This window comes from Caballeronia sp. LZ001 (genome assembly GCF_031450875.1).
Classification (GTDB): Bacteria; Pseudomonadota; Gammaproteobacteria; order Burkholderiales; family Burkholderiaceae; genus Caballeronia.
Map to the genome: position 1 here is coordinate 137851 of NZ_JARTVX010000003.1, position 20129 is coordinate 157979.

Consider the following 20129-nt stretch of genomic DNA (forward strand, 5'->3'; position numbering starts at 1 on the left):
GCTTAGTCTTTCCAGTCTTTTCTTTTCGAATCGGCCTTGCCAGAGCCACTGCTCTTGGCGTTCTTCTGTTTCACGCGTTCCTCTTCGGTACGCGCGAGCGTCGTGGGATCGGTGCCCGCCTTGCCTGCGGCGCCCGCGCCACCTGCCGTTCCAGCCGACTTGCCGGATGCGCCAGAGCCCGATTGCGTGTTGCCCGGCACGGTTCTCTCTTCAGCATGCGCCGCGATCGAGCCGATGAGTCCGGTCAACGCAACGGCGCAGCACAGGATGGAAGACGCTGTCTTTTTCATTGTCGATACCTCGATGGAGGCTAGCGCTTATGCAGGAGTTGCCGCGCTGCCTTCGAACAGCATCAAAGCAATCAGCAGACCCAGCACCACTTGCTTGAAGAAAGCGCCAAGGCAATGAAGAAATGTCCCGTCAATTCCTCCGTGCTTTGCATGCGTTCCATGCCTCGAACGGTCGTTCGGAGAAAAATCAGGGAAAACCCGCTCGATGCCAAAAGGTGCGGAAACGAGACCACATAAGCCTCACCGCAAGCTGGTTTTCAATTGGAAACAATTTCGAAGAAGGTAAAGCGAACCATCGGAACGTCAATTGCTCAGATGTTTACTTTACGAATCGAGCAGGAAAAGGACTATGAAGAAAGGCATCGATGCCGCCATCCCCGAGTTTCGACAGCGCCGAACCGCGCAACTCGCGGAAAGCGAACTCAGGCATCTGGAATTGATTCTCGCAAGCTATGCCGGGCCGCCCGACGTGGCGCCGGGACGCTTTCCGACCGGATATTGGGACAAACGCATCGCCCAGCTCGATGCCGACTACGATCTCGTCCCGTCGCAGTGCCATCGCGTCGCCTCGCTGCAACGCAAGCTTGCCCTTTTGGATAACGCGCTCGACTCCGCTTACCCCGAGTCGCATGAGGACGCTCAGAACCGGCGCGCAGCCGCCTGAGTTTGGTCCGTTCCAGGCCCACCGACTACTTTGCTCGCCGGATGGCCATACGCGCCACATCCGCCGCGAGATCCGCGCAAAGCTCGGCCCACTTGCCGAGCAGCGATGAATCATTAGTCAGGAAGTACGGCGAGCCGGCCCAGACCGGGCCGTTTTCAACGTCGTAAGCCACTTCGAAGATTCGCAGGTCTTCGTCATCGCCTTTGCCCATTGCGACGAGTTCGGCAAACGAGTGAACGTGTTTGAGCGCGACATCGTAGATGCCGATGCCGCGCAAGACCGCCATCACCGTCTTGCCGATTCGCCATGCCGCTTCGCGGCTGTCCGCCATGACGAAGGCCACGCCTTCCACGGGCGTTTCGAGTGTGATCCGGAAAAGCCGGGTCCTGCATTCGTTGCTGAGTTGGGTATTCATGGTCCGCAAGCTGGCGCGCCGCTTTGGCTCTACTCCAATCGAAGAAAGAGCCGCCGCGAGGCACGCGTGTGTCGTGGAGGCGATCGGCACCTGAAGCACTGTCGCGTGTTTGTCGACCCCTTAGAGCCCCACAAGAAGCCGTTGTTCCCGAGTAAAAGCCATTCGTCTGCGCGTAGTGTGCACCACGCGCCAGCGGACCGCGTGAAGCGGTTTGTAATTGCGCCGGTGCACTTCGTGGAAGCATCTAGAATGAGGAACGATCCATCCCGCGTGCCCACCGAAAAAGGCGCCATCCATGACCGATCATCCCCACGCAGCCGACACACAGCGCCAGTTGCAAACCTGCATCTCGGTACGCGACATCGGCAGCTTCTTCGTCGGCGGCGAGATGCTTACGCTAAGCGGCATGCCGCATCGCGACCGCGTCAGCACGAACCAGGGCGCGGTGCATCCTGTCGATCAGAATGGCGAGATCATCGCGGGACAGATGTACGTGCAATACATCAGGCTCGAACGTCCCACCGGACGATGGCCGCTCTTGCTCTGGCATGGCGGCGGCATGAGCGGCGTCAACTGGGAGACCACGCCCGACGGCCGTCCCGGCTGGCAGATGTTCTTCCTGCGCTCGGGTCTGGATGTGTATGTCTCCGATGCGGTCGAACGCGGACGCGCGTCGTGGGCGCCGTATCCCGAGGTATTCGCCGAAGCGCCCTACTTTCGCACGGCGCGCGAGGCGTGGGAAGAAACCTTCCGCTTCGGCCCGGCGGGCTCGTGGCATCCGGATGAAGCGGCAAGACGCTCGCACGAAGGCGTGCGCTTTCCTGTCGGGCGGATGGAAACCTTCATGCATCAGTTCGTGCCGCGCTGGGCGACCAACAATGCCCGCACGCAACATGCTTACGACGCGCTCATCGCGAGCCTCGACACCAGCATCATCCTCACGCATAGTCAGGGGGGCAACTTCGGGCTGACGGCCGCGCTCAATGCGCCGGAACGCGTGAAGGCGGTGATCTCGCTGGAGCCATCCGGCGCGCCGTCCCCTGACGATCACGACGCCGCTCTTCTGCGCGATGTGCCGCATCTCTTCCTTTGGGGCGACTATCTCGATCAGCATTCGTTTTGGGTCGATTCGGTGCCGAACGTCCGGCGCTGGCATGACGCGCTGGCCGCGGCGGGCACGGATGTCGAATGGATCGATCTGCCCGCGCGCGGCATTACCGGCAACTCTCACGCGCTCATGGCCGACTACAACAGCGACGCCATCGCTGCGATCGTGCTCGAATGGCTGCGCAAGCACAGCCTCGCGGCCTGAGCACATGCGTCCTTACGATCCCGTTATGCCGTTCGCCGGGTTCGCATGTCCCATGATCGCCGCGATATTGCCGATGGCCGGTTGCACATAAACGGGCGGCGGTGCATCGAGCGGCAGCGGCGCGGGGCCGGAGTACATTGCGTGCGGGTAGACCGGCAACGGCGGCGCGCTCTGCGCATTGGAAGCCACGGGAAACACGGGCCCGCCCACGATACCCACGCCAATGAACGGATGTGCTTCTGCCGCCGTCATGCAAGCGGCGCTCAAGGCCAGTGCCAGCGTGATGTTTCTGATCGTCTTCATGTTCGTCTCCTGTTGTTTCCGGTTCGTCGATGAAGCCATTCTGCGAGCCGAAAATGAGAGAAGAATGAGGACGTAGTGCAAGTCAGAAGAGTTCGGTATCCATCGGCAGCAGGTTGATCCACTTGACGGCGGTGCGCCGCTCGACGCCATCGTCGTGAATGGAGCGAATCATGACGCGTTCGCCGCGAGCCTCTCCCAACACTTCGACGATACGGTTACGATAGCGCGCGAGCGTGCCTCTGAGTGGCTTGCGTCTCTTGCGCCTGCGGGTTAAAACAGCGTGCATGGGCGTGACAGCGATTTATGACGGCATCATCATAACCATCGCCGCGCACAGGCTCAAACAAATCTCCCGTCTTCGCGCGAATTCAAGCAAACCCAAGCGAGCCGCCACACCATGCGACGAATCACAGTACGAACTTCTCCCGTCCATGGCCGGGGCGTTTTCGCCCTCGCCGATCTACCCACCGGCGCGCTGCTGCTCGAATACAAGGGGCAGCGGCTGACGTGGAAGCAGGCGCAACGCAGCCATGAACGCTCGACCGCCGAGGACGGTCACACCTTCTTCTTCGGTCTCGATGATGGCAGCGTGATCGACGGCGCACGCGGCGGCAACTCCGCACGCTGGCTCAATCACAGTTGCGCGCCGAACTGCGAAGCCGAGCAGGACGGCGAGCGCGTCTTCATCTTCGCCATCCAGCCCATTCGAAAGGGCGATGAGCTGTTCATCGATTACCGCCTGACGGTGGAAGGACGGCGCACGGCGGCAATGAAGCGGCTTTATGCATGCCGATGTCAGGCATCGGGCTGTCGGGGAACGATGTTGTCGGCGGGAAGGTAGTGCCTCGCCGACAACGTCGACGCTTAGATTTGCGCCATCCCTCCATCGACGAACAACTCGGCCCCGTTCACGAAGCTCGCGTCAGCGGATGCAAGAAACACCACCGCGCGTCCGATCTCACGCGGCTCGCCCAGTCGCGCGAGCGGCACCGACGAAGCCAGATGCGCATACAACCCTTCCTGCTGACCTTCGGGCACGATGCCCGCAAGCCCCGGCGTGCGCACCGGGCCCGGGCTCACCACGTTCACGCGAATGCCGCGATCCTTCAAATCCAGAATCCATGAGCGCGCGAAGTTACGCACCGCCGCCTTGCTCGCGCTGTAGACGCTGAAGTTTTCCGTGCCTTGAATTCCAGTGGTCGAGGCCATCAGGACGATCGAGCCGCCATCCACGAGCAAGGGCAAGCTCTTCTGCACCGTGAACACGAGCCCCTTCACGTTGGTTCCGAAAATGCGGTCGAAGTGCTCCTCGTCGATCTGCGAAAGCGGCACCATGTCGCCACCGCCTGCATTCGCCACGACGATATCGAGCCGCCCCGCACGCTCGCGAATCTCGCTGAAGACGCGGTCGAGATCGTCGAGCTTCGATACATCCGCGCGAATGCCCGTCGCGCCCGCGCCAATGGCCGCGACCGCCGCATCTAGTTCCGCCTGACGACGGCCTGTGATGAACACCGTCGCACCTTCCGCCGCCAGTTCCTGCGCCGACGCAAGACCAATGCCGCTCGATCCGCCCGTCACCAGTGCAATCTTGTTTGCCAGCTTGCCTTGCGTTTCTTGAGTCATGATGTTCTCCGATTCGATCAGTTAAGCCGGCGTCGTCGCCAGCGCATGAACGTCACTGTACAAACAATGGATTGTTGAATAAAGTCGTCGAACGCGATTACTTTATCCACGTGCGTAGATAATCAATGGACCAGATTCTTGCCATCCGGGTGTTCGCGCGCGTCGTCGAAACCGGATCGTTCACGCGCGCCGCCGGCTCGCTCGACATGCCGCTTGCAACCGTGAGCAAGCTCGTCGGTTCGCTCGAAAAGCATCTCGGCATGAAGCTGCTGCAGCGTACGACGCGTCAAGTCTCCGTTACGCCGGAAGGCAATGCGTACTATGAACGCACCACGCGCCTTCTGCACGAACTCGAAGATATCGACGCGAGCTTCAGCGCCGCGCAGAAGCGGCCACGCGGACGGTTGCGGATCGACATCGGTTCGTCCACGGCGAGTTGCGTGCTCATTCCGGCGCTGCCCGAATTTACCGCGCAATATCCGGAGATCAACATCGGGCTCGGCGTGAGCGACCGTCAGGTCGACCTGATCGGCGACAACGTCGACTGTGTGATTCGCGGCGGCCGGGCAGACGAACCATCGCTCGTTGCCCGGCCGCTCGGACGCGCGCGCTTCGTCACGTGCGCCACGCCCGGCTACATCGAACGATACGGCAAGCCGCGGCATCCGTCCGATCTGGAGAAAGGGCATCGCGTGGTGAACTACATGTCGGCACGATCGGGCCGCGTCGTGCCCATGCGCTTCGAAAAGGGTGCGACGAAGGTCGTCGTGGACGGCGTGCAGAACCGCTACATGGGCGTGAACGAAAGTACGGCGCACTTCGCGGCGGGGCTGGCGGGACTCGGCGTCATTCAGACGTTCGCCTATGCGGCCAATGCCGCGATCGCGCGCGGCGAACTCGTGCCGCTGCTGCAAGGCTGGCAGCCGGCGCCTTATCCGTTCTTTCTCGTCTATCCGCCCGACCGGCATATGAGCCAGCGGTTGCGCGTGTTTATCGACTGGGCGATGGCGCGCTTTTCCGAGGCGTTCGAATAGCCGCGGCTTGCATCCCGTGCGCGTTGTGATCCGTATCTTCCCTGAGAATACGAACGGGATGCCGGAAGGACACGGACATGACGAGGCTTCTTTATAGCGCCCTGGCGACAGATTGCTTGCAGCGCGCCGGCACGGTGATATATTTCGGCAGGACCTCACCCCCGAGCGCGGCTCGACCCATTCTGCCCATGACGGACACTACCTCCGGCAGCACCGGCAATTACTCCGACCGAAACGACGGCAGCGACACCGACGCCGGCCTGTTGCGGCGCGAGCGCCTGAACGACATGCTCGTGCGTGTCGCGAAGGGAGACCAGAAAGCGTTCGCGGAGTTGTACCGCGCGACCTCGTCGCGCGTCTTCGGCGTGATCTTGCGGATGATGCACGACCGAGGCGAAGCCGAGGACATCCTGCAAGAGGTCTACGCCGCCGCCTGGCGTCGCGCCGATTCCTTCGATCCCGAACGCGGCAGCGCCATCACCTGGCTCATTACGCTCGGGCGCAATCGCACCATCGACCGCATGCGTCAGCGCCGCGAGGAATTGCTCGGCGACGACGAAACCCCCGAAATCGCCGACGATGCCCCGACGCCCGCCGCCGCGGCCGAATCGAGCGAAGAGCGGCGGCGGCTCGAACAATGTCTCGACCGTCTGGAGCCGCAGCAAGGCCGCGCGGTGCGCGAAGCGTTCTTCACGGGCGCGACGTATAACGAGCTGGCGCAACGTCTGGCAGTGCCGCTCGGCACCATGAAGAGCTGGATTCGCCGAAGCCTCATGCAACTCAGGACGTGCCTCGAACAATGAACACGCCCGCCCAAAACGAAGACGATCTGCGCTGCGCCGAGTACGCGCTCGGCGTGCTCGACCTGCAGGAGCGCCGCGCGCTGGAAACGGACGTGACGCGCAATCCCGGTCTGCAACGCACGCTGGATGACTGGCACGAGCGGCTCGCTCCGCTCGCGCAGGACATCGCGCCGGTGACACCGCCCGCACGCATCTGGACGCGAATCCAGCGCGATCTCGGCTTCCTGCCGGAAGGCTCGGTGGCCAAGAAGAGCGGCTGGTGGAACAGCCTCGATCTGTGGCGCTGGCTGGCCGTCGGCGCGAGCGCCGTCGCGCTGGTGCTGGTCGCGGTGAATCTCACGCGCGCGCCGCAAGCGCCGCCGCAGCCAACCGTCGCTCAGGCGCCGCAATACATGGTGGCGACCATCGCGCAGAAGGACGGCGTCGCGCACTGGACCGCAACCGTCGATGTCTCGCGTTCGCGCATGGTGGTCGTACCGGCGGTGCAATCGGTCATCGCGGCGGATCGCGCGACCGAGCTCTGGCTGATCCCGCCGGACGCGAAGCCGATCGCGCTAGGCGTATTCCCGTCGAACACGCCTGCGACCATGAACCTTCCGCCCGAGATCATGGCGCTGCTGAGCAACAAGGCGGTGCTGGCGGTGTCGGTGGAACCGCCGGGCGGATCGCCGACCGGTGCGCCGACGGGTCCCGTGATCGGCACGGGCGAGATTCGCGGCACGTAACGCGCTACGTTACATAGGCGGTGCGCTTGCATTCTTTGCAGCGCACCGCTTGGCTTCGCGATCGAAAGTAGTCGTCGCGCTGCCTAACAAGCCTGCTTCACCGGTGATCCGACGAACCAACGCCCACGCCGACGTCGAGTTTTCGTTCGCCGTCGACAAGACGCGCTCTGACTGCATCCATCTCAAACCGGCATCCGTATTGCTCTATCGAACGCATGTTCGTGGAGCTTCGCATGCCCGTTGTCGTCTCCTTCCTGATTGCCTTCGCCGGCCTCGTGCTGCTCTTCAGCGCCGTATGGCTCTGGCAATTGCGCTCGAAAAACGCCGGCATGATCGATCCGATCTGGGCGGCATCGCTCGCACTCGTCGCGCTGTTTATCGCGGTGGCCGGGACCGGCGCGTCCATCAATCGTCTATGCGTCGCGGCTGGCGGATGCGTCTGGGGCGCGCGCCTTGCCTTGCATCTGTGGCGGCGCAATCACGGCAAACCCGAAGACCCGCGTTATCACGCGTTTCGTGAACGCTGGGGCGCGGCAGCGGCGCGCAACATGTTCTGGTTCTTCCAGTTGCAGGTGCTCATCTCCATCTTGCTCGCGCTCGCGTTCTTCGTGCCCGCATATTCGGTCGAGCCCGCGCATCCGGTGGCTATCGCGGCGGCGGTCGTGGTGTGGATCATCGCCGTGGCAGGCGAAGCGCTGGCCGACCGCCAGTTGAAGCGCTTTGCCGCCGACCCATCGCATCACGGCAAGGTGTGCCGCGACGGCCTCTGGCGTTACTCGCGTCATCCCAACTATTTCTTCGAGTGCGTGCACTGGGTTGCCTACGCGGTGCTGTCGATCGGCCTGCCGTGGAGCTGGCTCACCATCGCGCCGCCGCTGTTGATGGCGTGGCTCCTTATCAAGGTGTCGGGCATTCCGCTGCTCGAAGCGCGGCTTGCCGAAACGCGCGACGGTTATCGCGACTACATGCGCACGACCAGCGTGCTGGTGCCGTGGCCGCCGAAGCCGCCCGTGCATTCATAACCCGAGGATTTTGCCGATGAACGCATCGACACGACAGGCCAGCCCGCTCGACAATTCGAATCCCCCGTTGGACGAAAGCTGGATAATTCGCCTCTGCGAACGCGGCTGGCTTCCCGACACGCTGGTGCGCGCCGGCATGCGCGCGTTCATCCGCCAGCGTCTGCGCGACGAACACGCGGGCGACGGCGAGCGCCGCACGCAAGCGCTCGATACGCTGCTGGCCGATTTGCGCACGAGCCCCATTGCCATCGAAACGCAAGCTGCCAACACACAGCATTACGAGTTGCCGGGCGCGTTCTTCGAAGCTCATCTCGGGCCGCGCCTCAAATATTCGTGTGGCTATTTTCCGAGCGGCCAGGAAACGCTCGCACAAAGCGAGATCGCGATGCTCGAAAGCTATGCCGAACGCGCGCAACTCGCCGATGGCCAGCGCATTCTCGATCTCGGCTGCGGCTGGGGCTCGCTCGCGTTGTGGCTTGCCGAGCGTTACCCGAATGCGCGCATCGTCGCGTTGTCGAATTCGCATGGGCAGCGCGCGTTCATCGAGGCTCGCGCGGCCCAGCGCGGTCTCACGAACCTGCTGGTCACGACCGGCAATATCGTCGATTTCGACTTCCCCGCCGATGGCGACGCCGTCGCGTTCGACCGCATCCTGTCGGTCGAAATGTTCGAGCACATGAAGAATTACGGCCTGCTGCTCGAAAAGATTGCGCGCTGGCTTGCCGACGACGGCAAGCTCTTCGTGCATATCTTCGCGCATCGCACGCTCGCTTATCACTTCTCCTCGCGCGACAGTTCGGACTGGATGTCGCGCTATTTCTTCACCGGCGGAACCATGCCGTCCGCCGCGCTGCTGCTCAACTTCCAGGACGATTTGCGCGTGACGCGCCAATGGTGGGTCAACGGCTCGCACTACGCGCGCACGGCCGATCTCTGGCTCGCCGCGCTCGACGCGGCGCGCGCTCGCGTCATGCCGATGCTTCAGAACACTTATGGCGACGACGCCGCACTCTGGCTGCAACGCTGGCGCATGTTTTATATGGCAGTGTCCGAACTGTTCGGCTATGCGTCCGGTAGTGAGTGGGGCGTCGCGCACTACCTGTTCGAGAAGCGGCTGAACACTCGGCCGAACACTCTTCAGTCAAAGGTCATCTCATGAAACGCGCACTCATTGCCGCGCTCGCTGGCGCGGGCATCATCCTGCTGGTTGCAAGCTGCTCGAATGGTCCGCCGAATCCGAACCCGCGCGCCGAACAGCCTTTGCAAAGCGTGCCTGTCGATCTGCCGCGCTATATGGGACGCTGGTTCGTGATCGCGAATATCCCCTACTTCGCCGAACGCGATTTCGTCGCGAGCCATGTCATGTGGACCTTGCGCGACGACGGCAAGATCGTCGACGAGTTCTTCGGCCGCAAGAAGGGCTTCGACGCGCCCGAAACGCATCATCAGTTTCTCGATTCGGTGAAGCCCGGCAGCGGCGGCGGCGAATGGAGCGTGCGCATCTTCTGGCCGATCCACGTGACGCAGATGACGCTTTATGTCGATCCGGATTATCGCTACACCATTCTCGGCTATCCCAACAAGAAGCTCGGCTGGATCTTCTCGCGCGAGCCGACCATGAACGACGAGACGTATCGCTCGCTCCTCGCGCGTCTGGACGCAATGGGATACGACACGACGCAGTTCCGGCGCGTGCCGCAAAGCCCCGAGCAGATCGGACAGCCAGGCTTTCAGAGTCCCGGACAGGGCGACTGAAAACCTTTGCATGCCATTTGCATCCGGCGGGCGCGCCGCATCGTATTGATTTGCGACGACACGTTTGACCGCTGCCCGCAATGGCCCACTCGGCGCGAGGAGACCTCTCGACATGAACCGAAGAGCACCAGGACAAGGTCAGCGCATCGCCGTGGTCGGCGCGGGAATCGCCGGACTGGCGAGCGCGTGGCTGCTTGCGCGCAAGCATCGCGTGACGTTGTTCGAATCCGCGGATTATCTCGGCGGCCATACCAACACCGTGGACGTGGAGCTGGATGGCAAACGGCATCCCGTGGATACCGGCTTTCTCGTCTTCAACGAGCGCACGTATCCGAACCTGATCGCGATGCTCGCAGAACTCGGCGTGGCGACGCATCAAAGCGACATGTCGTTTTCCGTGTCGCTCGATGGCGGGCGGCTCGAATGGGCGGGCACGAGTCTGAACACGGTCTTCGCGCAGCGGCGCAATCTGTTTTCGCCCGCGTTCATCGGCATGTTGCGCGACATTCTGCGCTTCAATGCATCGGCGCAGCAGCATTTGGAGCGTGCAACGCTCAACCGGTGTTCGGTCGGCGAGTTGCTGCTCGAAGGCGGTTATGGCGCGCCGTTTCAGCGTCACTATCTTCTGCCGATGGCCGCCGCGATCTGGTCGAGCGCCGCCAGCGACATCTTGCGCTTTCCCGCCGCGACCTTTCTGCGCTTCTGTCTCAATCACGCGCTCTTGCAGGTCAACAACCGGCCGCGGTGGCGCACCGTGACGGGCGGCGGACGCGAGTATGTGCGGCGTATCGCGGCAACGCTCGACGATGTGCGCATCGGCACGCCCGTGCGCGGTATCCGTCGCGATGACGAAGGCGTCGTCGTCATGACCGATGACGCCGGACCCGAGCGTTTCGATGCTCTTGTCCTCGCCACCCACGCGCCAACGAGCCTGCATCTGCTCGACGACGCTTCGGCCAGCGAGCGCACATTGCTTTCTGCCGTGCGCTATCAGCGCAATCTCGCCGTGCTGCATACGGATCGCGCGTTGCTGCCGCGCCGCCGCCGCGTGTGGTCGGCGTGGAACTATCTCGGCGCGCGCGCGTGGGCGGGCCACGGTGAGGCCGAACCGGTGTGCGTGAGCTATCTGCTCAATCAGCTTCAGCCGCTGCCGTTCGAAACACCGGTGATCGTGACGCTCAATCCCGTCGATGAACCCGCGCCCGGCAGCGAACTCGGCCGCTACGAATACGAGCATCCGCTGCTCGATCTCGCCGCCGTGGATGCACAGCAGCGCCTGCCCGAGATTCAGGGCGTGCACAACACCTGGTTCGCGGGTGCGTGGACCGGATACGGCTTTCACGAGGACGGCCTGAAGTCGGCGTTGAGGATCGCGCGGGACTTCGGCGTGGAACCGGAATGGGCGCGCTTGTGAAGGTCGCGCGCGGCCACGGCGAGGCAGCACGTTTGCTCACGGGCCGCGTGATGCACGAGCGCCTGCGGCCGGTGCATCATCGCTTCGAGTATCCGGTTTGTTATGTCTCTTGCGACCTCGCGCGCCTTGGCGAAGTGAAGCGTGCGTGGTTCGGCATCGACCAGGTTCGGCCGTTCGCGTTTTTTCAGCGCGACTTCGGTCCGCGCGATGGCAGCGATCTGCAAACGTGGATGCGCGCCCGCCTCGCCGATGCTGCGATTCCCGCCGATGGCGAAATCCGGCTGCTCTCCATTCCGCGCGTCTTCGGCCATGCTTTCAATCCCGTGAGCTTCTGGTTCTGCCATGACCGCGCGGGCAACTTGCGCGCGCTGTACGCGGACGTGCGCAACACCTTCGGCGAGCATCGCGGCTATCTCTTGAGCGAGCCCGACCACGCGCCTATCGTCGATGACACCGAGCTCGCCTGCCGCAAGACGCTGCACGTATCCCCTTTCTGCGACGTTGATGGCGACTATGCCTTTCGCGTGCGGCGGCATGGCGACCGGCTGTCGGTCGCGATCGACTATCGCGACCGCGACGGGCTATTGATTCGCACGGCAATCGGCCTGAAGGCGCGGCCGCTAACCGGCCCGCTTGCCTTGCGCACGCTATTGAGCCAGCCGCTGCTGGCTGTCGCCGTCGTCGCGCGCATTTACTGGCAGGCGCTTCGGCTCTGGATCAAGCGCGTGCCGTTCCACGGCAGACATCCGCCATCGGCCGAGGACCCGAACGCGATGAAAGAACGGACCGAATAACAAAACACAAGGCTAGACATGAATCTTTTGCGGACGATTTCCGCGCAGGCGGGCATGCCGCTTTCGGCGCGGCTTTTCATGGGCCTCCTCAAACGCATACGCGTGGGTCATCTCGTGCTCGTCACGCCCGACGGCGACCGCTGTGTGTTCGGCGATGCCCTGCAGCAGCCCGCGGCCACGCTGCACCTGCACGACTGGCGCGCGTGCCGGGCCATTCTCCGTTCGGGCGATATCGGCTTTGCGCAGGCGTATCGCGATCACTGGCTCGATACGCCCGATCCCGCCGCGGTATTGCGGCTCGCGATGCGCAATCAGAAGGTCGTCGAGCGCACCGTGAACGGTGGCTGGATCGCGCAGTGCGTGCATAACGTCAGGCATCGGCTGCGGCCCAACACGCGCGCCGGCAGCCGTCGTAATATCCACGCGCATTACGACATCGGCAACGACTTTTACGCGCTCTGGCTCGACCCCACGTGGACCTATTCGAGCGCGTGGTTCGACGGCGACGCGAGCCTCTCGCTCGAAGCGGCGCAGGAACGCAAGTACCGGCGCATCGTCGAGACGCTCGGCTTGCGCGCGGGCATGCGCGTGCTCGAGATTGGCTGCGGCTGGGGCGGTTTCGCGCGGCATGCGGCGCGCGAGGGCATTCGCGTACATGGCGTGACGATATCGGCGGCGCAGCATGCGTTCGCGCGCGAACGCATGGAACGCGAGGGTTTGAGCGAACTCGTCGATATCGAGCTACGCGATTATCGCGATCTGCGTGAGCAATATGACGCCATCGTGTCGATCGAAATGTTCGAGGCGGTTGGCGAACGCTTCTGGCCCACGTACTTCCGCACGCTGCGCCGCTGTCTCGCGCCGGGCGCGCAGGCGCTGGTGCAGTCGATCACGATCGAGGATGCGCGTTTTCTGGCGTATCGCGCGTCGAGCGATTTCATCCGCGAGCAGATTTTCCCTGGCGGCATGTTGCCGAGTCCCGAGCGCTTCGTGCAGGCGGCGCAGAAAGCGGGGATGAACGCGGCGCCGTCGCTTGCGTTCGGCGCGGACTATGCGCGCACGCTGCATCACTGGCGCGCCGCTTTCGAAGCGCGGCTCGACGCAGTGCGTGCGCTTGGATTCGACGATGCTTTCATTCGCACGTGGCGGCTGTATCTGGCTTTTTGCGAGGCGGGCTTTGGTGAAGGGCGGATCGATGTGATGCATTTCGTGGTGCGGTAAGGCTTCGACAGGGCGGAACGAATGCGTTAAAGACGTGCGCTTAACGGCCGTAAACACGCGCAACGAACCATTCCGACCGACACGATGAGCCAAGACCCACTTGAAAGCCCGCTCAAGGCTGAATTCCTACGCCACGAAGACACGCTCGCGCCAGCCGAACGCGCGCTCGGCGAAGACGATCACGCGGTTTATCGAACGCTGCTCGAATCGACCAAGGCGATTCCGTGGAAGATCGATTGGGCCACCATGCAGTTCGCGTATATCGGACCGCAGATCGAGGCGTTGCTGGGCTGGGCGCCATCGTCGTGGAAGGACGTCAACGACTGGGCCGCGCGCATGCATCCCGACGATCGCGAGGCGGTCGTGAACTTCTGCGTGGCGCAGTCGCAGGCGGGCACGGATCACGAAGCGGACTATCGCGCGTTGACCAAGGATGGCGGCTATGTCTGGCTGCGCGATGTCGTGCATGTGGTGCGCAACGAGGCAGGCGGCGTGGACTCGCTGATCGGCTTCATGTTCGACATCAGCGAACGCAAGCGCACCGAGGAAGAACTCGCGCGCCTGCATAAGGAACTGGAACATCTGTCGCTGAGCGACGGCCTCACGGGCGTCGGCAATCGCCGCATGTTCGACAACGTGATGCAGCGCGAATGGCAGGCCGCGAAGGAGTCGGGCAAACCGTTGTCGCTCGTGATGGTGGATATCGACTTCTTCAAGTCCTTCAACGATTACTACGGCCATCTGCAAGGCGACGAATGCCTGAAGCGCGTTGCCCGCGTGCTCGCCGAGGCCGCCGGGCCAAAGCATTTTCTCGGCCGTTTCGGCGGTGAGGAGTTCGTGCTCGTGCTCGCGGATACCGACGCCGAAGCGGTCATGCGTATTGCCGAGCGCTGCCGGGAATTGATCGCGGATGAAGACATCGCGCATCTGCGCTCGCCGCATAATCAGCGCGTAACGGCGAGTTTCGGCGTGGGCACCGTCGTGCCGACCGATGGCATCGATCCGACGACGTTCATCAATCTGACCGATGCGCAGCTTTATCAGGCGAAGGAACACGGGCGCAATCGCATCGCGTCCGTGGATCGGGCGGGGATTCGCGGTGAGGCGTTCAGATTGCAGTCGCGGTGAGGTGAATCAGCCGCGTGGGGTTTCCTGCCCCGATGAACCACGCCAAGCCAACACTCAAACCCGCCCCGCCACCGGAATCGCCGCGCCCGTGATCGAGCGTGCATCGTCCGATAGGAGAAACGCGATCACCGCGCCGAGTTCCTCCGGCTGCACCCAGCGCGAGAAATCCGCCGATGGCATATCGGCGCGATTCTGTGCGGTATCGATAATCGAAGGCAGGATCGCGTTCACGGTAATGGCTCGATCCTTGAGCTCTTCGGCAAGCGCTTCGGTCAGACGCAGAAGCGCCGCCTTCGAAGCCGCATAAGCGCCCATCCCCGCTCCCGCTTTCAACGCCGCCAGCGCGCCCACGTTGACGATACGCCCGCCGCCCTCGCGCATGAGCCCGAGGGCGGCTTTCGATGCGTTGAGCGCCGTCTTCACGTTCACATCGAACATGAGGTTCCATGTGTCCACGCTGCCATCCGCGATGGTTTCCCAGCGAAACGCGCCCGCCACGTTCACCAGCGCCTGCACGCCGCCGAGCTTTTGCGCGATCGCGTCGAACGCGGCTTGCGCGGCTTTTGCATCCGACAAATCGGCGCCCGTGACGATGAACGCATCCGCAAGCGGCGCGGGCAACGGGTCGTGCCGCGCGTCCCTGCCGATGAGCGCGATTCGTGCCCCGCGCTCGGCCAGCACGCGCGCGGTCGCAAGCCCCAGACTGCCGAAGCCGCCAGTGATGACAACGGTCTTTCCTTCGAGTGTGTTCATCGCGTGCTCCTTGAGCCGTGGCTGTTCAAGCATAGGATGGAACAGGCTTCAGAATTCGTAAAGCTCGGCGGGGTTATCGACGAGGATTTTGCCGCGCGTGGCTTCATCGGGCATGCAATGAGAAAACCAGTCGAGCAGGCTCGCGTTATCCGGAACCGGCTGCACGTTCGGATGCGGCCAGTTCGACGCCCACACGCCGCGCTGCGGATAGCGCGCGGCCAGTGTGCGCACGATCGGCGCGATGTCGTCGTATTCCGGCGCACCGCTGCGTGAACTTTCGTAAGGCGCCGAGAGCTTGATCCAGCAGCGCGGTCCGTCGAGCAGGCGGCATAGGGACGCGAAGCCATCGCTTGCAGGCGTGACCGGCCCCTGAAACTTGCCGATATGATCGATCACGAGCTTCGACGGCAAACGCGCGAGCAGCGCCTCGTGTTGCGGCAGCGTGTGTCCGTCGAGCTGAAGATCGATGTTCCAGCCAAGCGGCGCGATACGTGCCGACATCGCCTCGATGCTGTCCCACGCAAGTAGCCCGCCAGGAAACATCATGTAGCGCACGCCGCGCATGCCGGCTTCGTGCAGACGTTGCAATTCGGCATCGTCGACGTCGGGCGGAACGACCGCGATGCCGCGTGCGCCCTTGCCCAGTTGTTCGATGGCCGCGAGCGTGCAGCGATTGTCGAAGCCGTAGCCGGTCGGCTGCACGACGATCGCACGCGACAAGCCCAACGCGCGCTGTACTTCGCGATAAGCCGATGCAGGCGCCGATGGCGGCCGGAACGTCGCGCTCGGTGCAAGCGGGTAAGCGTCGTCGTAGACGTGGAGGTGGCAATCGCAGGCGTTCATCGCGCGTCGCTCGAAATGGCGTCGACTTTCGGCGCTTCACGCTGCGCGAGCCTGAACGCATGCCGTGGATTGACCGCGCCCATCGGCATGCGCCCTTGAAACAGCGCTTCGGTTTGCGCGACGGTTTCCATCGACTGATGCTCGATCGCAGCCGGCGTGAGGCCGCCGACATGCGGCGTCGCGATCACACGTTCGTGCGCGCAAAGCGCCGGCGAAGGCATCTGGTCCGGCGCACGCCCCACGTCGAGCGCCGCGCCCGCAAGACGGCCGCTTTGCAGCGCGGCCAGCAAGGCATTGTCGTCGACGAGTTCGCCGCGCGCCGCATTGATGAAATACGCGTCCGGCTTCATCGTCGCGAAGGCTTGCGCGTTCATCAGATTGCGCGTCGCATCGTTCGCGGGCGCGAGGCACACCACGAAGTCGGCGGCGGCGAGCAAGGCCGGAAGATCGCTCTGACTCAGGCGATCATCGTCGATCTTCGCGTGCGGATCGGACACGACCACGCGCATGCCGAACGCCAGCGCAAGCTCGCACAGATAGCGCGAGATCTGCCCGTAGCCGATCACGCCGAGCGTGCTGCCGCGCAACTCGCGACCCATCTTCGGCGCCAGCATCTCTCCGCGATGGTATGCCGACGCATAAGCCGTGGTGGCGCGGCCCAGATCGATCATCGCGCCGATTACCCATTCCGATACCGCCGGCACGAAGCCCGCGCTCGCCTGCGTGACGAGCACGCCATGATCGCTGGCGGCATCGACATCGATGGTACGGATATCCACCGCGCAGCGCACGAACGCGGCAAGCCGCGGCAAGGCTGCGAACAGTTCGCGTGGCGCGGGGGTCTGCCGGTAGCCGATGATCACGTCGGCATCGCGCGCGGCCGCGATGAGTTCGGCGGTCGTGAGCTCGCGGTCTTCCGTGTTGTAGGTCGCATCGGCGATGGCGTCGAGCGCCGCGCTCGCGCGTGCGCCGAAATAGTGTTCCAGCATGTGCCGGGGATGACTCACGAAAACCTTGTTCATGTCTCGGTCCTGAAGGGCTTCTACGTTGCTTTTGCGGCAGGCGGCGCCACGGATTCGCGCTCGACGAGCGTGATGTCGGTGAATAGCGCCTGCGCGGAATCGTTTACAGCGTCGTCTTGCTGACGCATCACGCGCTCGACCATGGCCGCGGCCATCGCAGGAACGGGCAGTTGCACGGTCGTGAGCGCGGGGTTCGAGATAGCGGCGAGAAAGTGCCCGTCCATGCCGACCACGGACATATCGTCCGGTACGCGCAAGCCCGATTCGCGCAGACCGGCCATCAGACCGAGCGCCATCAGGTCGTTGACCGCGACGATTCCGGTCGGCCGCGCGGCGTCTTCCGAGAGTTGGCGTGCGAGCGCGCGACCGTTTTCCGCGATCATCGAGTCGCCGTATTCGTTCACCGGGCCGCTGTCGAGCACGCGCGCGCCGTGGCCGAGGCCCGCTTCCTCGGCGGCGGCGAGAAAGCCGCGAATCTTGTCGCGCCTGGCTCAGCGTCATGCCGGCGAGCGTCGCATAACCGAGCCGTGTGTGACCATGCGCGATGAGATGCCGCGTCGCGAGCCGCGCCGCCTCGAAATTGTCCGGCGTGACGTGATCGATGCGCGTGGTCTCGCCTTCGGTCGCGCGCCGGTCGTAGCTCACGACGACCATGCCGCGCTCGGCCGCGGTTTCCAGATGGCGCTCATCCGCGAGCGATGAGATCACGATCACGCGCCGCACGCCGTGCGAAAGCAAATCTTCGAAGAACGACGCTTCCTTCGCCGGGTCGCGATACGTATTGCCGATCAGCACGCGATAACCGTAGCGCTCCTGCGCGTAAGTCTCGACCTCGCGAGCGATATAGCCGTACATCGGATTGGCGATGGACGGCACGAGTAAGCCGACGAGCGGCGTCTGACCGGTCTTCAGCTGGCGCGCGAGCGTGCTCGGACGGTATTGCAGCGCGGTCATCGCGGCCTGCACCCGCGCGAGCGTTTCCTGACGCATCTGGTCGGTGCGGCCGTTGAGCACGTTGGAAACCGTGCTCACGGATACACCAGCGTGGCGGGCTACGTCCTGAATGGTGCTCATGACAGTTCTTGTTTCGGACTTCGGACAACAGGCTACAGGCCGAGCCGGGTCGGCAGCCACAGAGAAAACGATGGCACCAGAATGAGTACCACGAGCGCGGCGCACAGCACCACCAGATATTTGACCATCGGTTTCGCGACGGCCTTCATTTCCGTGCCGGTGATTGCGCAGGTCGCGAAAAGCCCCAAGCCGACGGGCGGCGCGAACAGACCGAGCCCCATCGCCACGACGATCACCGTGCCGAAGTGCAGCGGGTTGATGCCGAGCTGCGTGGCGATCGGCGTGAGAAGCGGTCCAAAGATGATAAGCGCGGGTGCGCCTTCCAGCACCGCGCCGAATACGATCATGATGAGCACGGACAGCAACAGGAACATCGTCGGTCCGTATTGATGCGCGAAGTTGATCATGGCATCGGAGACGAGCGCGGGAATCTGCTCGATGGTGAGCGCGAACGACACGCTCGACGCCGCCGCCACGATGAACAGGATGCTGCTCGCCATCGACGCCGAACGCACGAACACGCGCGCCACCTTGCGCGGCGTGAGTTCGCGAAACGCGAGCCAGCCGACCATGAGCGCATAGACCACGGCGAACGCCGACACTTCCGTCGATGTCGCGATACCCGAGGTCACGCCCTTGCCGATCATCGCGATCATCACGAGCGCGACGAACGCGCCGCCCATCAGCGGCAGAAACGCACGCGGGTTCTTGAGCGCATCGGCCACGTTGATACGACGCCCGAAGATCACCGCGACGACGGCAAGCGCGAGCGCCAGCACCGCCGCCGGGACCACGCCCGCGAGAAACAGCCCCGCGATGGAAATGTTCGCGACGAAGCCCATGATGATCATGTTCACGCACGGCGGAATGGTCTCGGCCATCACCGCGCTGCACGCGAGGAGCGCCGCCGCTTCGTTCGGGTCCTGCTTGCTCTGACGCACGGCCGGCATGACCACGCCGCCGACCGCCGCGATATCCGCGAGCTTCGAGCCGGACACGCCTGAGAAGAACGCCGTCGCCATGATGGTGATGAGTCCGAGCCCGCCGCGCACGCGACCGAAAATACGCAGCAGGAGTTCGATCAGCCGCGACGACATGCCGTTGGTTTCCATCAGCAAGCCCGCAAGCACGAAGAACGGAATGGCGAGCAGCACGAAGTGGTCGGCGCCGGCCATCACCTGTTGCGAGTAGACGAGGATCGGCAGGGTCGGCTCGGCGAGAAAATACAGCAGCGCGGAGAACGCGAGCACGAAGCCGATGGGCACGCCGAGCACGAGTCCGCCGACGAAACCGGCCGCGAGCAGAATGCCCGGCTTGATCGCGTGATCGGGCATGAGCGCGTTCCAGCCGAACAGCGCCGCCGCGACCACGACGCAACCGATGAGCGCGCCGAACACCGTCTTGCGCGGCCCGTTCAATGCATTGGCGAGCGCGAACACCGCCATGAACACACTGCCCGCGACGAGCGGATACACGTTGATCCACGCGGGCAGGCCGCTTGGCGTCATCTGGCCGTAGGAATCGACGAGCAAGAGGCACGACGAGAAGCACAGATTGGCCGCCACGGCCGCGATGATCCAGTGCCCCGCCTGAATCAGCGCCGGTTGCCAGCGTGCGGGCAGCGCCGCGCGAAACAGATCGACGCCGACATGCTGACTGCGCGCAAGCACGGTCGCCGCGCCGAAGAAGACCAGCACGATCATCAACGCACGCGCGATCTCCTCGGCCCAATCGACTGGATCGTGCAGAAAGTAGCGATAGATGACGGAGACGAACACCACGATCACATCGGCCGCGAGCACGGCGGCGCAAAGGTATTCGATCCAGCGCATGACGACGGCGAGCGCGCGCGTGAGCGCGGTCTTCTGGCCGAAGCCGGGCGCGGCCGCAAGCTGCGCTTCGGGGCCGGGCGTCGCGGAGAAAGAGGTCAT

The 20129-nt window shown here is 63.7% G+C and carries 21 protein-coding genes and 1 pseudogene; 13 read left to right on the forward strand and 9 right to left on the reverse strand.

The window, feature by feature from the left end; all coding sequences use genetic code 11:
• Window positions 1-2 precede the first annotated feature (2 nt).
• The gene (locus P9292_RS05080; protein ID WP_309958251.1) at window positions 3-290 is read right to left on the reverse strand and encodes a hypothetical protein; all 288 of its coding nucleotides are present in this window, start codon (window positions 288-290) and stop codon (window positions 3-5) included.
• Window positions 291-639: 349 nt separating this feature from the next.
• Here P9292_RS05080 and P9292_RS05085 point away from each other — a divergent pair, with 349 nt between their 5' ends.
• Entirely contained in the window at window positions 640-954 is a 315-nt protein-coding gene (locus tag P9292_RS05085; RefSeq protein WP_244829823.1) for a hypothetical protein, read from the forward strand.
• 25 nt (window positions 955-979) lie between these two features.
• On the opposite strand, the gene P9292_RS05090 is transcribed toward P9292_RS05085, so the two are convergent.
• Window positions 980-1369, reverse strand: a complete 390-nt coding sequence (locus P9292_RS05090) for a hypothetical protein (RefSeq protein WP_309958252.1) — start codon at window positions 1367-1369, stop codon at window positions 980-982.
• A gap of 295 nt (window positions 1370-1664) precedes the next feature.
• Here P9292_RS05090 and P9292_RS05095 point away from each other — a divergent pair, with 295 nt between their 5' ends.
• Entirely contained in the window at window positions 1665-2681 is a 1017-nt protein-coding gene (locus tag P9292_RS05095; protein ID WP_309958253.1) for an alpha/beta fold hydrolase, read from the forward strand.
• A 12-nt stretch (window positions 2682-2693) separates the two neighbouring features.
• On the opposite strand, the gene P9292_RS05100 is transcribed toward P9292_RS05095, so the two are convergent.
• Window positions 2694-2984: a hypothetical protein gene (locus tag P9292_RS05100; protein WP_250469068.1), complete on the reverse strand. Its 291-nt coding sequence runs from the start codon at window positions 2982-2984 to the stop codon at window positions 2694-2696.
• Between the two features lie 397 nt (window positions 2985-3381).
• Here P9292_RS05100 and P9292_RS05105 point away from each other — a divergent pair, with 397 nt between their 5' ends.
• Window positions 3382-3825: an SET domain-containing protein gene (locus P9292_RS05105; RefSeq protein ID WP_250469065.1), complete on the forward strand. Its 444-nt coding sequence runs from the start codon at window positions 3382-3384 to the stop codon at window positions 3823-3825.
• A gap of 23 nt (window positions 3826-3848) precedes the next feature.
• On the opposite strand, the gene P9292_RS05110 is transcribed toward P9292_RS05105, so the two are convergent.
• Window positions 3849-4610 carry a glucose 1-dehydrogenase gene (locus P9292_RS05110; RefSeq protein ID WP_309958254.1) on the reverse strand — a complete coding sequence of 254 codons (762 nt, stop codon included), beginning with the start codon at window positions 4608-4610 and terminating at the stop codon, window positions 3849-3851.
• A 125-nt stretch (window positions 4611-4735) separates the two neighbouring features.
• Here P9292_RS05110 and P9292_RS05115 point away from each other — a divergent pair, with 125 nt between their 5' ends.
• The 10 genes from P9292_RS05115 to P9292_RS05160 all read left to right on the forward strand — a co-directional run bounded on the left by P9292_RS05115 (window position 4736) and on the right by P9292_RS05160 (window position 14506).
• The gene (locus P9292_RS05115) at window positions 4736-5644 is read left to right on the forward strand and encodes a LysR family transcriptional regulator (RefSeq protein ID WP_244829829.1); all 909 of its coding nucleotides are present in this window, start codon (window positions 4736-4738) and stop codon (window positions 5642-5644) included.
• Between the two features lie 188 nt (window positions 5645-5832).
• Entirely contained in the window at window positions 5833-6447 is a 615-nt protein-coding gene (locus P9292_RS05120; protein ID WP_250510900.1) for a sigma-70 family RNA polymerase sigma factor, read from the forward strand.
• A complete protein-coding gene (locus tag P9292_RS05125; RefSeq protein WP_244829831.1) occupies window positions 6444-7172 on the forward strand; it encodes an anti-sigma factor domain-containing protein in 729 nt (242 codons plus the stop codon). Before P9292_RS05120 ends, P9292_RS05125 begins: the two co-directional genes overlap by 4 nt.
• Window positions 7173-7405: 233 nt before the next feature.
• Complete coding sequence (locus tag P9292_RS05130; RefSeq protein WP_250494410.1) at window positions 7406-8194, forward strand: DUF1295 domain-containing protein; 789 nt, start codon at window positions 7406-7408, stop codon at window positions 8192-8194.
• A gap of 16 nt (window positions 8195-8210) precedes the next feature.
• Entirely contained in the window at window positions 8211-9353 is a 1143-nt protein-coding gene (locus P9292_RS05135) for a class I SAM-dependent methyltransferase (RefSeq protein ID WP_309958255.1), read from the forward strand.
• Window positions 9350-9949 (forward strand): lipocalin family protein, encoded by a 600-nt coding sequence (locus P9292_RS05140; protein ID WP_244829834.1) that lies wholly within the window; start codon window positions 9350-9352, stop codon window positions 9947-9949. Before P9292_RS05135 ends, P9292_RS05140 begins: the two co-directional genes overlap by 4 nt.
• A 112-nt stretch (window positions 9950-10061) precedes the next feature.
• Window positions 10062-11363, forward strand: coding sequence for an NAD(P)/FAD-dependent oxidoreductase (locus tag P9292_RS05145; RefSeq protein ID WP_250494407.1), 1302 nt, complete (start codon window positions 10062-10064; stop codon window positions 11361-11363).
• The gene (locus tag P9292_RS05150) at window positions 11348-12157 is read left to right on the forward strand and encodes a DUF1365 domain-containing protein (protein ID WP_309958256.1); all 810 of its coding nucleotides are present in this window, start codon (window positions 11348-11350) and stop codon (window positions 12155-12157) included. The genes P9292_RS05145 and P9292_RS05150 overlap by 16 nt, the downstream gene beginning before the upstream one ends.
• A gap of 18 nt (window positions 12158-12175) precedes the next feature.
• Window positions 12176-13378: a cyclopropane-fatty-acyl-phospholipid synthase family protein gene (locus tag P9292_RS05155; RefSeq protein WP_309958257.1), complete on the forward strand. Its 1203-nt coding sequence runs from the start codon at window positions 12176-12178 to the stop codon at window positions 13376-13378.
• 84 nt (window positions 13379-13462) lie between these two features.
• Window positions 13463-14506, forward strand: coding sequence for a sensor domain-containing diguanylate cyclase (locus tag P9292_RS05160; RefSeq protein WP_309958258.1), 1044 nt, complete (start codon window positions 13463-13465; stop codon window positions 14504-14506).
• A 54-nt stretch (window positions 14507-14560) separates the two neighbouring features.
• Here the strand turns inward: P9292_RS05160 and P9292_RS05165 are convergent, their stop codons facing one another.
• From P9292_RS05165 to P9292_RS05185, 5 genes and pseudogenes are all read right to left on the reverse strand, one after another.
• Complete coding sequence (locus P9292_RS05165) at window positions 14561-15259, reverse strand: SDR family oxidoreductase (protein WP_250510890.1); 699 nt, start codon at window positions 15257-15259, stop codon at window positions 14561-14563.
• A gap of 48 nt (window positions 15260-15307) precedes the next feature.
• On the reverse strand, window positions 15308-16102 hold the full coding sequence (locus tag P9292_RS05170) for an amidohydrolase family protein (RefSeq protein WP_309958259.1): 795 nt from the start codon (window positions 16100-16102) through the stop codon (window positions 15308-15310).
• Window positions 16099-17124, reverse strand: a complete 1026-nt coding sequence (locus P9292_RS05175; protein ID WP_309958260.1) for a hydroxyacid dehydrogenase — start codon at window positions 17122-17124, stop codon at window positions 16099-16101. The genes P9292_RS05170 and P9292_RS05175 overlap by 4 nt, the downstream gene beginning before the upstream one ends.
• A gap of 20 nt (window positions 17125-17144) precedes the next feature.
• Window positions 17145-18198 (reverse strand): annotated as a pseudogene (locus P9292_RS05180) (LacI family DNA-binding transcriptional regulator).
• 32 nt (window positions 18199-18230) lie between these two features.
• Window positions 18231-20129, reverse strand: coding sequence for a TRAP transporter large permease subunit (locus tag P9292_RS05185; protein ID WP_309958261.1), 1899 nt, complete (start codon window positions 20127-20129; stop codon window positions 18231-18233).